Raw genomic sequence first — 14,093 nt, 5'->3', positions numbered from 1 at the left:
TTTTCCAGTTTCTGAATCTTTATTTTCATCTTTTCCAGTTTCTGAATCTTTATTTTCATCTTTTCCAGTTTCTGAATCTTTATTTTCTTCTTGTTGTCCTGCTGTTGGTGCGTTTTCAGCTAATACAACTGGAGCTACTGTGCCAGCTAATACAAATGCTGCAGAAGATAATGCTGCTAATTTAACTAATGATTTTTTCATTGATAATACTTCCTTTCGTATTTAAAAAATATTATTTTCTATTAATAATTAATCGAAGAATTATTTTTCTTCTTTGAATTTAGGAGCAACTAAACCTACACCAGATAATACTGCTAATGCAGCTGCACCGAAGATTGCGTATGAAGTAGCTTCACCAGTTTCTGGTAATTGCTCACCTTTTGAAGCAGCTTTTCCTGATTCTTTACCAGCTTCTTTTTCAGGAGCTTTTTCAGGTGTTACTTCTTTTTTGTCTTCGCCTTCTACTTCGATACTTTTATCTGTATCTTGTAATTTACCTTCTACGTAGTTTTTGATTGTACCTTTAGTACCTGCTACTTTTTCGTAAGTAGTGAATACGTAGTATTTACCGTTTTCAAACATTGGGAATGATCCTGGGAATGCAGCCATTGCATCTTCGAATGTATCGAATTCATGAACAAAACGAGGTGCTTTGTTTGTGTAAACTACATATTTACCTGTTTCTGAATCGTACATTGGGTTAGCATCTTCACCAAATGCTTCGTATGCTTCTTGAACTGTATCAAATGAGTATTGTAAGCGTGGTGCTTGGAATGCAAATACATAGTATTTACCGTTTTCGTACATTGGGTCTAAGTTAGGGAATGCATTTAATGCATCTTGTACGTTTTCGAATACGTATGTTTTACGTCCGCCACGGTTTGTGAATACTACATAATCTTCAGTTGCTGGATCGTACATTACGAATGCATCTGGATAAGCGTCTACTGCTTCACCTAAAGTTTTGAAGTGACGTCCAACATTTTCGAATGCGTTAACTGGCGCATCTTTGTCAACTTTAGCGTCTGCTCCGTAAGGGTCAGTTGGGTCTACTGTAGTTTCAGCTGGAGCTGGAGTTTCTGTTGTTTCACCAACTTTTGATGATTCTACAAAGAATTGACCGTCTTTTTCAACGACTGTAAGTGTTTCACCTGGTCCTACGTTTTGGTCAGCCCAGTATTGTGCTGATTCAGCATCGCTGAATGCAGGGGATACAATTTGTCCTGCTAATGCAGCAGCTGATCCTGCTAATGTTAATGCAACGGTTGTTGTTGCCATTAATTTAACGAGTGATTTTTTCATAATAAATACCTCCATATGGTACTCTAAATTTATTTTGGATAGGGTTTTCCCTTTCCTCACTTATAACTATACGCAATTCTTAAGAAAAAGTAAAGGATTTCTTAAGACTTTTATATTACATTTTAAATTTTTTTGTCACATTAACGAAACAATCCTTACTTCCATGACTTATTCCAAATAAATCTGTCATTTCGAAGAGATTTATTTAAAAGTACGTTCCTAACTGGCGCAATTCACGGTAATTATCTGATCTAACGGCAAACATCACCGCATCTAAAATCTGCTGATTCACAGTGGTGCGGTTAAAGGCAGCTTGATAGTTAGCTAAGTTCAGTTCTGAATACGATGGTCTCGGCTCAGTTAATTTTGCTCGAAGAACTGAGCTAATTTGCTTCGCATCGGGTTCAATCCAAGTTGTCACTTTGGGATTGGCATATTCTGGAATGACACCGACCCGAGTTACTAAGAGCTGCAAGCCACTTGCCATCGCTTCTAATAGGCTGATTGGTAACGTCTCATGCTGATAGGTCGTCGGTAAGACAAAGTAATCCATCTGCTTCAACAACCAAGTTTTATCTGGGCCCTTTACCGCTTCAACATAATAGACCTGATCGAGTGGTTCAATTAAGCGTAAGAATTGCGCTTTAACGGCGGGATTAAAGAATTGCCCCGCAAAGAAAAATTGATAACCACTATCTGCGAGCTGTCTGGCTGCCTCAAGCACCGTTAAATAACCTTTCTCTTCGATAAAGTTACTAAAATAGATTGCACGCTTGCCAGTTTTTTGTGCATAGTCCCCCTCGCTAATGAACAGTTCAGGAGCAACGCCATTCGGAATGGTGCGGAACTTCTCGACTGGAAGCTTAAAGCCATCAAACATTTGTCGCTGACTGTGACCGAGTAAAATAATCAAGCTTACGTGGCGATAGACACGACGATTCATCCAACGTAGTAACCGATGTTGTTGCATCAATTGACCGTAGTAGCGAGTATGGAAATGGGTAACCACACTGGCGCCCCGGTAGAGCATTAATTTGAGATAGACTAGATCTCTCAAGTTGCCCCATACGGTTGCGGACGGGGTAAAGTAATACGTTAGCGCTGGCATATTTATGATGCACCAACAATTTTTGATAAATTGTCGATTATCTGTAATATCCAACGTCACAACACGCTGCTCGCCTAGCATGAGTTTTGCATGTTGGGTAAAATCATCGAGTACTTGGCCGAGCCCCATCTCACGACGCGATAGTTGCCTGACAATAGCTAAAGGAATGGTCTTCTCTTGAACGGTTAAGCTGGCTAGGAAGCATAACCAGAGTGGATTATAGATTGGGTTGAACAAATGATGCGCAATCACACCGTGGATTGCAAAAACCACTGCGACAAACCCATACGTCGTCAACCCTTGACGGAATAATCGACGAATTAGATCACTAAAATAATACAATGCGAGTAACGTATAGGCGATTCCAAAGTGTAATAACATCTGTAAATAAGAGCTATCGATAAAGTTATAAGGCTTCGATGGATCAAATTGGCCAAACCCATTCATCTCGATTACTTGTCCGAAGAATGTCAGTGGATAACTTTCTAAAGCTTGTTGTACTAAATGAAGTCGACCCGATAATAGATGGTCAACGAACTGCCATAAATTATCGGTGTCACTATAATAGGACGCGAGCGCGAGTGAGATCAGTGCCGTTATAGGAACAGACCAAGCGAGCCACGTCCCCAAGCGATAACCCCACTGTCTCCGTGATGCGACCGCAATCAAGGCTAATACGACGAGTAAGATCGCATCTAATCGAGTACCAGTCAGTAGATACGTTACGAAAGCGAGGACAAAGCCGATAAGCGTATCCACACGCTGAAGTCGTTGGTGCCGAATCATTAAGTACATACCATATAAGTAGAAAATTAACGATGCGGCATCGGTCGGATACTGTATTCCTAAGGCTAAGCGTGCTGTATACCCATCTTCACGATAAAAGATTCGATTTTCAATTAAACCAACTGCAGCCGATAACAGTGTGATTAGGAAAATAATCCCAACCGTCTTCATAGTCACTCGAACCATTCGATCAATTGGAATATTAAGCGCACCTAACGTCAAAATTAAATAATACAAAATATAATTTTGCCCACCAATGAGGCCCACCAAGATTGAAACTACAATCAACGGTAGTATATAAAGTAGTTGTTTTTGCGTGTACTCACTGTTGTACAGGTCAAGCGCAATTTTGATTAAAACAAATATTAACGGCACTTTCGATATTGGAGCGAAGATAGCTGGAATAGGGAATGTAGTAATTAATAATAAGTTCCAGGCAATAAACCAAATTAGCGGCCCCAAAAATAAAAGGTCTTGGTGCTCACGTAGTAACTTTAAAAGATTAAGTTGCTTCAATGATTCCATTATGTCACCTCCTGATTGAATTTTCTGAGCATAGTATATCATAATATTATGCGTTTTCAATTTGCTACTTCAGGCAATGTAAAATGTGTTCCTGAGAGATTGGATACAGTGAACCTATCTGGAACTTTGATTCTAGATAGGTTCACACGGCAAACCTATCTGGATTTACGATTCTAAATAGGTTCAAGCACCAAACCTATCTGGATTTACGATTCTAAATAGGTTTAAGCAGCAAACCTATCTGGATTTACGATTCTAAATAGGTTAAAGCACCAAACCTATCTGGATTTTCGATTCTAAATAGGTTTAAGCAGCAAACCTATCTGGATTTACGATTCTAAATAGGTTTAAGCACCGAACCTATCTGGATTTTCGATTCTAAATAGGTTTAAGCAGCAAACCTATCTGGATTTACGATTCTAAATAGGTTTAAGCACCGAACCTATCTGGATTTTCGATTCTAAATAGGTTTAAGCAGCAAACCTACTTGGATTCCCAAATCCAAGATGATTCGCACTATTTATCATTAATAAATAAAAATAGCGCAAGGCGTGAACCTTGCGCTTACTGTATCTAACTTCAATTATTATTTTTTGTTACGTCGACCTGGAACAATTAAGAAGATACCAGCAATTACAGCTAATGCCGCTGCTAACATGATGATCCAGTTATTGGTTTCACCTGTTTTTGGTAGGCCTTCTTTCGTTGTTGTTTCAGCCGTTGTCGTCGTTGCTGTTTGAGTTGTTGAGCTTGAGGCTGCAACAACATGTTTTGTGGCTACCGCTGTTTGCCCATTAACTGTTGAGCTGACTTCAACGATATCCCCAGCTTTTAATGCATCAGATAATTTGACACTATAGGCACCTTGTTTATCAGCTTTTGCCGTATAAGATTGAGCTTTTCCTTTGATTGTCACTGTAACATTAGCATCTGCTGTTGTAATACCTGATACCACTTGAGAACCGGCAGCTACTGGATAAATTGATACGCTATGAACGGGCGCTGCCGTCGTATGTTCAACAGTTGTTGTTGTCGTTACAGGAGCAGCAGTTGTTGATTCAACCGTGGTAGTCATTGTAGTGCTTGAGCTTGTTTCTGGCTCAACCGTCGTTGTTGTGCTTGAGCTTGTTTCTGGTTCTTCAGTTGTTGTGGTTGACGAACTTTCTTCCGTTACTTCAACGGTTGTTGTCGTCGTTGAGTCTTCCTCTGTCTCTTCAACCGTTGTACTTTCACTTTCTTCAGGTAGTGGTAAAGCAGTACCTGAGGCAATATCCTCATCCGCTAGAATCCCTACATAGTAAGTGTCCCCTTGCTCATCCTTGAACTCTGCAAACCCAATGTGGCTTAACTGACCACTTAACAGTTGATATAAATGACTGTTTGCGTCAGTTAAATTACCATTTGCATCTATTAAAGCTTGAAATTCATCTTCGCCCCATGCTTTTGTAATCGCATCATTCAGCGATGTTAAATCTTTCGCTAAAATTTCACCTTTGATTCCAGGTGCTTGGCTGAATACAGTGTCCCAATTAGTGCCATCAGGTCTTGTATGACCAAAAGCTTTCGCTTGTTCTTTCGCACGAATTTGGGCTGCTTCTGCTAAGCCAGGTTCCCAGTAGACAGCGGACGTATACGCATCACGGTCGGTATATAAATCTTGTAACGGTTCGCCATCAAATGGTAAATTTTCATCCCATGCTTTCTCGCGAAGTTGACGCACTAATTCAATTGTTGCGCTCAAATCTTGCGCTTGTGCCACGGTTATTTCTCCAAATGACAATATACTTGGCACAACATTCGTACTACCTAAGATAAATAAACTACAAATCGTTGCAAACTTTAATAATGATTTACGCATCGTAATCCTCCTCCTTAAAGTCTATTAAATTACTTGTTGCTATCCTTATTATACATCATTTAACGAGAAGAACCCATCTGTATTCATGAATTTTCTGTGAAATCAGCAGCTCACAAAGCTTCTACCCCACACTGCCTTCCATTTCATAGGCAATGAGACGGTTCAGTTCCACCGCGTATTCCATCGGCAATTCGCGTGAAAATGGTTCGATAAAGCCTTGGACAATCATCTCGGTCGCTTTCGCTTCATCCAATCCGCGTGACATTAAGTAATAGAGCTGCTCTTCCGAAATTCGTGAAACTTTGGCTTCGTGCTCCAAGCTCACATTGGAAGTATGAATCTCGTTAAATGGAATCGTATCTGAGCTCGATTCCTCATCTAAAATAATCGTGTCACATTCAATGTGAGAGAACGAACCCGGTGCATTCGCATCAACCCGTAATTGGCCGAGATAGTTCACCGAGCCGCCGCCTTTCGCGATTGATTTTGAAATAATCGAGCTGCGCGTATTCGGTGCATTGTGGAAAATCTTGGTTCCCGTATCTTGGATTTGCCCTTCATTGGCCATCGCAACGCTAATCACATTCCCTACGGCACCTTCACCGTCCAAATTAATACTTGGATATTTCATCGTCGTTTTGGCGCCTAAGTTGCCATCTACCCATTCAACTTGCGCTCCCGCACCAGCGGTCGCTCGCTTGGTTACTAAGTTGTAGACATTATCGGACCAATTCTGGATGGTTGTATAACGGAACTTCGCATCTTTTTTAACAAAGACTTCAACGACAGCGGCGTGAAGCGCACTGCGTGAATACATTGGCGCTGTACAGCCTTCCACGTAATTGATATCGGCACCTTCATCAATAATAATTAAGGTCCGCTCGAATTGTCCGATAGTTTCTTCGTTGATGCGTAGATATAGTTGCAGTGGAATATCAATTTTGACATTTTTCGGGACGTAGATAAAGCTTCCCCCCGACCAAACTGCCGTATTTAAGGCGGCAAATTTATTGTCGTCATATGGGACTAACGTGCCGAAATATTCTTTAACGAGCTCAGGATATTTTTGAACCGCCGTATCGGTATCGGTAAAAACAACCCCTAGCTTCTCGTATTCTTCTTTCATCCCTTGGTAGACGGCTTCCGACTCATATTGTACGACCGTTCCAGCTAAATAAGCTCGCTCTGCTTCCGGTACGCCGAGTCGCTCGAATGTTTCCTTAATCTTATCAGGAACATCATCCCAAGTCCGGACCGGTCCATCGGTCACTTTGCGGTAATATTTGTAGTCATTAATATCGAGTGCGGTCAAATCATCTTTGCCCCAACGTGGCATTGGCCGTTGGATAAAGTGATGATACGCTTCGAGTCGAATATCGAGCATCCACTGCGGTTCGTTCTTAGCCGCTGAGATCTCACGGACGATTTCTTCAGTTAATCCAGTCCCAGTATCATAGACAGCTTGGATATTCTCATCGTAGAAGCCGTACTCGTATTGTCCCTTCTGCGGGACTTCGTGTTCACGTTCTGGTGTTGTCATCGACTAACTCCTTTCGTTGTTCTAAAGTTTAATAAATGTTTTATATGCTAAGGTCGCTGATTATTCAACTTCATCTTCATCCACCGCTTGTTGGAAAGCCTTCCAGGCAAGCTGGGCACAGCGAATTCGGGCTGGAAATTGTCGGACGCCTTCAATCGCTTGCGCTTCACCGAGTTGGTTAAGGTGCGCAACAGGCTGACCTTGCACGAGCGCATTAAAGTCTTCAATCAATTGTTCTGCTTCTTCCAACGTCTTGCCTTGCAGAACCTCTGCCATAATATCGGCTGACGCCATTGAGATGGCACATCCTTCTCCATTGAAGCAGACTGCTTCAACCCGTTGGTCTACCACTTGAATTTGAACATAGACGGTATCCCCACAACTTGGGTTCAACAAGGTAAATTCATGCGTCGCTTCAGCGAGTTGTCCTCGGTGTTTGGGATGTGTTGATCGTTCAACAATCACTGCTTTATACAGTTGGTCCATCCGATTGAGTTTATTTAAGCTCATGGTTAAAGTACTCCTTCGTTAATTGCACTGCTTTCACGAATTGCTCAGCCTCTGATTGCGTATTATAGGCAAAAAAGCTAGCACGTGCTGTGGCTGGGACTTCCAAGTGTCGCATCAATGGCTGACAACAGTGATGTCCGGCACGAATTGCGATGCCGAGTTGATCCATCGCTGTCGCAACATCATGTGGGTGAATCTGATCGATGTTAAAACTAATCACGCCAGCATGCTCTCCTGGTGTGTGAGGTCCGTAGATTGTAACACCTTCAATCTTGCTTAGCGCTTGAATCGTCCAATCCGTTAAGGATTGAACATGTTGGTAAATTTGCGGGCGTCCCATCGAATCAAGATAGTCCATGGCGGCGCCAAGTCCGATCACTCCTGCAATATTTGGCGTCCCCGCCTCAAAACAATAAGGGGCTGGCTTCCAGTTCGCTTCATATAGTCCTACTTGGTTGATCATCTCACCACCGAATTCAATCGGTTGCGTTTGATGTAGTAATGATTTTTTACCATAAAGAATCCCAATGCCAGTTGGACCACACATCTTATGTCCGCTCAACGCATAAAAGTCGACATCGAGTTCCGTTACATCGAGCGGATGGTAGGCAGCTGCTTGTGCGCCATCAACGACGATGACGCCACCGACCTGGTGAATTCGCTCCGCTAACTGTTGGATTGGCTGCGTGACACCCAAGACATTTGAAACATGACTCACAGTTAAAATTCGCATTTTATCGGTAATTCGTTCCATTGCTTGTTCAAGTTCAATTTGCCCAGTCACTGGATCCACTGGCAAGAAGACCAGCTCGGCGCCAGTTCGCTTCGCAACTTGTTGCCAAGGCACTAAGTTCGCATGGTGTTCGGTAATAGTTAGACCAATTTGGTCACCTGGTTGCAGTATGGATTGGGCATAGCCTTGGGCGACCAAATTCAGACTGTGAGTCGTCCCTTTCGTAAAAACAATCTCTTCGACGGATTGAGCACCTAGATAGTCAGCCGCGCGTTGACGTACCCCTTCGTAAGCTTCTGTTGCCATATAAGACAACGTATGGGGACTGCGGTAGACATTGGCATTCATCGTCTCATAGTAATGCTCAATCACATCAATCACTTGCTGCGGTTTTTGGGTTGTCGCCGCATTATCCAAATAAATCAACGGCTCATCATTTACTTTCGTCGCTAAAATCGGGAAATCTTGGCGAATCTTTAAACTATTCATCATGCTAACGTCGCCAACTTCTGTTCGATCGATTCGATTAAAGCTTCACGGTCTTCCGCTAGCGGAATTGCTTGGATAACTTGACCTAAGAAGCCACGGATCACTAATCGTTCAGCTTGTTTACGTGTAAGTCCGCGACTCATTAAGTAAAACAGTTGGACAGGATCTAGCTGACCTACCGAAGCAGCGTGTCCTGCTTGGACTTCAAATTCATCAATCAATAAGATTGGGTTCGCATCGCCACGCGATTCATCCGATAACATCAAAATACGAGATTCTTGTTGGGAGTTCGCATCTTTGGATCCCTTAATAATATGACCAATTCCGTTCATCGTTAAGGTTGATTGGTCCAATACGACTCCATGTTGGAAAATTTCCCCGTCACTATGGTTGGCATAATTCGTTACTTTCGTATCAATGACATGCTTTTGTTCACCGTGAGTAATTGAGACAATTTTGACTTCGGATTGGCTTGCTTCACCGTGTAAGTCAACATTATAATCTGAAATCGTCGTTCCATTATTTAAAGCACCGACCGCCCAATCAATTTGGCTATCGCGCAATTGGTAGGCGTTACGACGCAAGTAAGTCGTGATGGATTCGCCCATCGAGTCAATCGCTGCATATTGAATACGGCTCGCTGGTTGCGTAATGATTTCTGTTACAATAGTCGCATTACTTGGTGCTTCGCCAACGCTTGATAAACGTTCCATATATTGCATCGCACTTTGTTCTTCCGCCACGATTAAAATGTGTGGGTGATAAGACGACGGCGTTCGGGCATCTTGGATTAAGTGAACTTGTACCGCCCGTTCAATTTGCACGCCTTTTGGTAAATAAACAACGACGCCACTGCTCATTAACGCTTGATGCAAAGCAGCATATTTATCATGTTGGTACGGCAAGGCTTGCGTCATCAGCCATTGTTCGATTAATTTAGGTTGTTGCATCGCTTCTTCGAGCGTTAGAAGCAGAACACCCGCTTCAGCCAGTTCCGGAGCGAGTTCGCGATGGATCAATTGATTATGGAATAAGGTGATGTTTGCTGCCACTTCTTCTGAAGTAGATTTAACTTGGTCTAATAGATTCGCCGGCACTTCATGCTCTCCGCGTTCATAGCCTGATGTTAAGTCGAACGTCCGAGAAATTTTACCCCGTTCGACTTTGGGATAAGGTAAGCTTTCATATAAATCTGCCGATTCTTGACGGCGGTCGAGCAACCATTGCGGCTCGTTCGCTTGGCTTGCGACTTGGGCAATTTGACAGGCTTGTTGAAATGATGCTAACATCTTACAACCCCTCCTCTTGGGACAGATCGAGATTCAATTCTTCTGCTAAACCACGGTAACCGTCGGCTTCCAATTGAACGGCTAACGCTTTGTCACCGGTCACAACCACTCGACCGTCCATCATAATATGGACAAAGTCTGGCTCGATATAATCCAATAAACGTTGGTAGTGCGTAATAATTAACGCGCCAAAGTCATCGCGTTCCATACTATGAATCCCATTGGCCACTAGACGCAACGCATCAATATCAAGACCTGAGTCAATCTCATCTAAAATCGCAAATTTCGGTTCAATCATTAGCATTTGCAAAATCTCATTACGCTTTTTCTCTCCGCCTGAGAAACCTTCATTCAAGTAGCGTTCTGCCATTTCTTCCTTCATATCGAGCAGCGCCATCTTCTCATCTAATTTTTGAATAAATTCCATCACACCGATGCTGTCGCCTTCTTCACGCTGCGCATTGATCGCTGCGCGGATAAATTCCGCATTGGTGACGCCAGTTATTTCACTTGGGTATTGTACCGCTAAAAACAGTCCTGCTTTAGCGCGTTCGTTCACTTCTAGTTCTAAAATATTTTGACCGTCTAAAAGGACTTGGCCTTGCGTAACTTTATAAGCAGGATGCCCCATAATGGCTTGAGCCAAGGTAGACTTCCCAGTTCCGTTCGGTCCCATAATGGCATGAATTTCTCCGCTAGACATCTTTAAATTAACGCCTTTTAAAATTGCTTTGCCTTCAACTTCAACATGTAAATCAATAATTTCTAATGTAGACATCGTCATACTCCTTCTTATCTAAATTCAGTTTGTGTTAGCCGTTCATTGGAATGCCGAGCGCAATCCGTGCGTAGCGTGACATTTTAGTCAAGTCCCATGGTGGGTCAAACGTAATCTGGCACTCCACCGTCTCAACTCCTGGTAGGTGCTCTAAAGCAAATTTAATATCTCCGACAATATAATCGACCAACGGGCACCCCATCGTAGTCAGTGTCATAATGACTGAGCATTTGCCGGCTTCATCTAAGGTAACTTCATAGATCAGTCCCATATTGACGATATCGATTCCAAGCTCAGGGTCAATCACCTTGGTCAATAGGTCAAGAATCTCTTTCTCACGCCCAATCGCCTGGTCGTGAAATTGAATATTGTAATGTTGGTTCATTCGTATCGTCCCCTCCTTCGAGTCTTTTTAGCACAGCTTAATATACCTTATATAGTATAGATGGAAACAACGTATTTATCAATTAAGACGCGGCGTTGCTGCCGTGCTCAGCTGAGACTAGAACGACCTTACCTACACATCAATTCATATTTTAAATATTTTTCATATCAAGCCAAATAGTTGCGAAAATTTCGGAGAAAGGTATACTTAATTTAATCTATTATAAATAAGGAGGAGTATCTATGAAATACATAGTAGTTGGGACCTCTCACTTCGGTTACGAAGTAGTGCAGACCCTATTAAAGCAAGAACCTCAAGCTGAAATCCATTTATACGAACGTGGTGATGATGCGTCATTTATGGGTTGAGGTAGCCAGTCTTATATAGAGGGGACCTCTAAGAGCTTAGACGAATTACACTTTGCCAATAAAGCATCTTATGCAGCACAAGGCATCCATATTCACTGTGGCAGCGATGTTATCGGCGTAAATCCAGGAGCGAAGACCGTTACGGTGAAAGACCACGAAGGCGAACATCAGGAATCATACGACAAATTATTACTTAGCCCTGGTGGAGTGGCTGTGAAACCACCTCTTGAAGGTGTAGACCTTGATGGCATTACAACGTTCCGTGGCCCAGAAGATACGCAAGCTGTGAAAGACGCGATGAAGACTGCAAAAACAGCAGTCGTTGTCGGCGGTGGCTACATCGGGCTAGAAGTTGCGGAAGCTTTAGCACTCGAAGGCATCGAAACAACGATTGTTGACTTAGCAGACCGCATTTTAAACACTTACTTAGATACTGAGTTTACCGATATTTTAACAGAACATGCACGTCAAAAAGGTGTTAAATTTGTCGGTGGCGAGCGCGTTGAGCAATTCACCGGCAATGAAGCAGGACACGTTCAATCGGTTGTAACTGATAAAGGTGAATACACTGCGGACCTAGTCGTTCTATCAATGGGTGTGAAACCAGACGCAGGCTGGTTGAAAGATACCTTGAAGATGGATGATCATGGCTACATTGAAGTGGACGAATACTTACAAACTTCTGCCGACGATGTCTACGCAGGCGGGGACTCAACCTATATTCCATACGGTCCAACTGGTAAGCCATTCCCAATTGCTCTGGCAACGATGGCGCGTCGCCAAGGGGTTGTCGCAGCCATGAACGCATTAGGCCATCCAATGAAGATGCCATCTATGAATGGAACTTCTGCCTTACGTTACTTCGATTATAACTTTGTAACAACCGGCCTATCTTCATCCAATGTCGATCAATATGATGGTGAAGTCGCAAGTACTTATGTTGTAGAGAAACGCTATCCAGACTTTATGCGTCAAGAGGACAATGAAATTATGATGAAAATCTTCTATGATGCGGAGTCTCACCGTATTTTAGGTGGACAATTGATGAGTAAGCACGATATCTCTGATGGAATTGTTGCCCTATCGATTGCGATTTCAAGCGAGTGGACCTTAGAACAGTTAGCGTTAGCGGATATTCATTTCCAACCTAACTTTGACCGTCCATGGCATTACCTCAATGTACTAGCAATGGCAGCGCTCGACTGGCCATTCAGTGGTGCAGATAAATTACTCTTTTAAGCTTTACACAAATCCTATATAACAATCAAAGCAGGCTGAATTCAGCCTGCTTTTCTGATGGAATATTTTATTGCGGTTGGAAAGCCCAGTAGTTTAAGCTACTATCAATCAAGGTTTGCGCTGCGACGGGTTGAATCGACCAGAAAAAATCTGGTGAATCATTGGGATCATTGAGGTATACATTGTAGCCGTCATAGCCTCTAACAACCATGACATGTCCACCTCGCGTAAACGCACCTGGTCCAACAGCGACAATGATCGGGTGGCCCGATTGGATATGATGCATTGCTTGGGTAAAATCATTACCCAGATTGGTCACTTGATAGCCAAAATGCTCCCCGAAATCATGGTAGATACTCCACGCCGTCCCTTGATGATGTATGTAATACGTGTCCCCTGCCCAACGCGCAATCGATTGAGGTGAAGTGTTGCCGCCATAGTGGGCGTCTACCATCGCGAGCGATATAATCGCGCAGCCGTTTTCCCATAATTTACGGGAATCATCGGTTCCATACGATACGTTAGCCCAGCGAGGATCATTTTGGTTAAAATATGGAATATCGATTTGATCGATTGATTCAAGCGAAGGCAGTTGTGCTGGATGACGGGGGATAAAAAGGTGTCCGACATCGGCTGCGCGGTCTCCGCGTTCTTCAATGAGTTGCTCGATCTCTTGTTGATGTTCTAAGTAGTCGGGCGCATATTGTGACGCAACGGATTGATAATAAGCGTAATCGACGGGTGAACCGCCAAAGAAACGCAACCACAAACCAACGAGTCCGCCGATGATACAAATGATAACTATCAAACTTAAAACGACTTTCCCGGTCGTCAATTGTCGGGTGCGCTGATTTTTGCGCCTTGCCGTGGACTTCTTCTTACTCGATTTACGTCTTTTTGCCATCGGTCCACCCCTTTCTTTGATAGTTGAATTATACCATAAATAGAAACAATCTGAGTTGTCGTGTTGTGAAACGCCACAAACTGAAAAACAGGCGTGGTTTCTGTTTATGAGTTGCCATAAACAGAAAAACCGACGAAGTTTCTGTTTATGAATCGCAATAAACAGAAAGCCAACCAAAGTTTCTGTTTATCAATCGCAATAAACAGAAAGCCAACCAAAGTTTCTGTTTATCAATCGCAATAAACAGAAAAACCAACGAAGTTTCTGTTTATGAGTTGC

13 protein-coding genes are annotated in these 14,093 nt (G+C 42.9%); 2 read left to right on the top strand and 11 right to left on the bottom strand.

The features are described from left to right. The 10 genes from HMPREF9707_RS09045 to HMPREF9707_RS01545 all read right to left on the bottom strand — a co-directional run. On the bottom strand, positions 1-201 hold a 201-nt coding region (locus HMPREF9707_RS09045), incomplete at its 3' end, for a hypothetical protein (RefSeq protein ID WP_006700962.1). 60 nt (positions 202-261) lie between these two features. Then, on the bottom strand, positions 262-1,302 hold the full coding sequence (locus HMPREF9707_RS01585) for an LPXTG cell wall anchor domain-containing protein (RefSeq protein ID WP_006700961.1): 1,041 nt from the start codon (positions 1,300-1,302) through the stop codon (positions 262-264). A gap of 205 nt (positions 1,303-1,507) precedes the next feature. After that, positions 1,508-3,721 carry a glycosyltransferase family 4 protein gene (locus HMPREF9707_RS01580; RefSeq protein WP_006700960.1) on the bottom strand — a complete coding sequence of 738 codons (2,214 nt, stop codon included), beginning with the start codon at positions 3,719-3,721 and terminating at the stop codon, positions 1,508-1,510. Positions 3,722-4,307: 586 nt separating this feature from the next. Further along, a complete protein-coding gene (locus tag HMPREF9707_RS01575) occupies positions 4,308-5,579 on the bottom strand; it encodes an Ig-like domain-containing protein (protein ID WP_006700959.1) in 1,272 nt (423 codons plus the stop codon). Between the two features lie 121 nt (positions 5,580-5,700). After that, entirely contained in the window at positions 5,701-7,119 is a 1,419-nt protein-coding gene (gene sufB, locus HMPREF9707_RS01570) for a Fe-S cluster assembly protein SufB (protein WP_006700958.1), read from the bottom strand. Positions 7,120-7,179: 60 nt separating this feature from the next. Further along, a complete protein-coding gene (gene sufU, locus HMPREF9707_RS01565) occupies positions 7,180-7,629 on the bottom strand; it encodes a Fe-S cluster assembly sulfur transfer protein SufU (RefSeq protein WP_006700957.1) in 450 nt (149 codons plus the stop codon). Then, positions 7,616-8,854 (bottom strand): SufS family cysteine desulfurase, encoded by a 1,239-nt coding sequence (locus tag HMPREF9707_RS01560; protein ID WP_006700956.1) that lies wholly within the window; start codon positions 8,852-8,854, stop codon positions 7,616-7,618. Before HMPREF9707_RS01560 ends, sufU begins: the two co-directional genes overlap by 14 nt. Beyond that, the gene (gene sufD / locus HMPREF9707_RS01555; protein ID WP_006700955.1) at positions 8,851-10,140 is read right to left on the bottom strand and encodes a Fe-S cluster assembly protein SufD; all 1,290 of its coding nucleotides are present in this window, start codon (positions 10,138-10,140) and stop codon (positions 8,851-8,853) included. Before sufD ends, HMPREF9707_RS01560 begins: the two co-directional genes overlap by 4 nt. Before the next feature lies 1 nt (position 10,141). Beyond that, positions 10,142-10,918: a Fe-S cluster assembly ATPase SufC gene (sufC, locus tag HMPREF9707_RS01550; protein WP_006700954.1), complete on the bottom strand. Its 777-nt coding sequence runs from the start codon at positions 10,916-10,918 to the stop codon at positions 10,142-10,144. A 34-nt stretch (positions 10,919-10,952) separates the two neighbouring features. After that, positions 10,953-11,303 (bottom strand): metal-sulfur cluster assembly factor, encoded by a 351-nt coding sequence (locus tag HMPREF9707_RS01545; protein ID WP_006700953.1) that lies wholly within the window; start codon positions 11,301-11,303, stop codon positions 10,953-10,955. Positions 11,304-11,545: 242 nt separating this feature from the next. Here HMPREF9707_RS01545 and HMPREF9707_RS09165 point away from each other — a divergent pair, with 242 nt between their 5' ends. Together HMPREF9707_RS09165 and HMPREF9707_RS01535 are read left to right on the top strand one after the other, a co-directional pair. Beyond that, a complete protein-coding gene (locus tag HMPREF9707_RS09165) occupies positions 11,546-11,671 on the top strand; it encodes a hypothetical protein (RefSeq protein WP_006700952.1) in 126 nt (41 codons plus the stop codon). 15 nt (positions 11,672-11,686) lie between these two features. After that, the gene (locus tag HMPREF9707_RS01535) at positions 11,687-12,910 is read left to right on the top strand and encodes an FAD-dependent oxidoreductase (protein WP_156790215.1); all 1,224 of its coding nucleotides are present in this window, start codon (positions 11,687-11,689) and stop codon (positions 12,908-12,910) included. A 67-nt stretch (positions 12,911-12,977) separates the two neighbouring features. Here the strand turns inward: HMPREF9707_RS01535 and HMPREF9707_RS01530 are convergent, their stop codons facing one another. Then, positions 12,978-13,814: a C39 family peptidase gene (locus HMPREF9707_RS01530; RefSeq protein ID WP_006700950.1), complete on the bottom strand. Its 837-nt coding sequence runs from the start codon at positions 13,812-13,814 to the stop codon at positions 12,978-12,980. Between the last annotated feature and the right edge of the window lie 279 nt (positions 13,815-14,093).

Source organism: Falseniella ignava CCUG 37419, from assembly GCF_000301055.1.
Lineage (GTDB): Bacteria > Bacillota > Bacilli > Lactobacillales > Aerococcaceae > Falseniella > Falseniella ignava.
This window is presented reverse-complemented; position numbering and strand designations above follow the sequence as displayed.

Bases quoted from the DNA above. Each gene is read 5' to 3' on its own strand.
- HMPREF9707_RS01585 (WP_006700961.1), bottom strand. From the start codon at position 1,302: ATGAAAAAATCACTCGTTAAATTAATGGCAACAACAACCGTTGCATTA.
- HMPREF9707_RS01580 (WP_006700960.1), bottom strand. From the start codon at position 3,721: ATGGAATCATTGAAGCAACTTAATCTTTTAAAGTTACTACGTGAGCAC.
- HMPREF9707_RS01575 (WP_006700959.1), bottom strand. From the start codon at position 5,579: ATGCGTAAATCATTATTAAAGTTTGCAACGATTTGTAGTTTATTTATC.
- sufB (WP_006700958.1), bottom strand. From the start codon at position 7,119: ATGACAACACCAGAACGTGAACACGAAGTCCCGCAGAAGGGACAATAC.
- sufU (WP_006700957.1), bottom strand. From the start codon at position 7,629: ATGAGCTTAAATAAACTCAATCGGATGGACCAACTGTATAAAGCAGTG.
- HMPREF9707_RS01560 (WP_006700956.1), bottom strand. From the start codon at position 8,854: ATGATGAATAGTTTAAAGATTCGCCAAGATTTCCCGATTTTAGCGACG.
- sufD (WP_006700955.1), bottom strand. From the start codon at position 10,140: ATGTTAGCATCATTTCAACAAGCCTGTCAAATTGCCCAAGTCGCAAGC.
- sufC (WP_006700954.1), bottom strand. From the start codon at position 10,918: ATGTCTACATTAGAAATTATTGATTTACATGTTGAAGTTGAAGGCAAA.
- HMPREF9707_RS01545 (WP_006700953.1), bottom strand. From the start codon at position 11,303: ATGAACCAACATTACAATATTCAATTTCACGACCAGGCGATTGGGCGT.
- HMPREF9707_RS09165 (WP_006700952.1), top strand. From the start codon at position 11,546: ATGAAATACATAGTAGTTGGGACCTCTCACTTCGGTTACGAAGTAGTG.
- HMPREF9707_RS01530 (WP_006700950.1), bottom strand. From the start codon at position 13,814: ATGGCAAAAAGACGTAAATCGAGTAAGAAGAAGTCCACGGCAAGGCGC.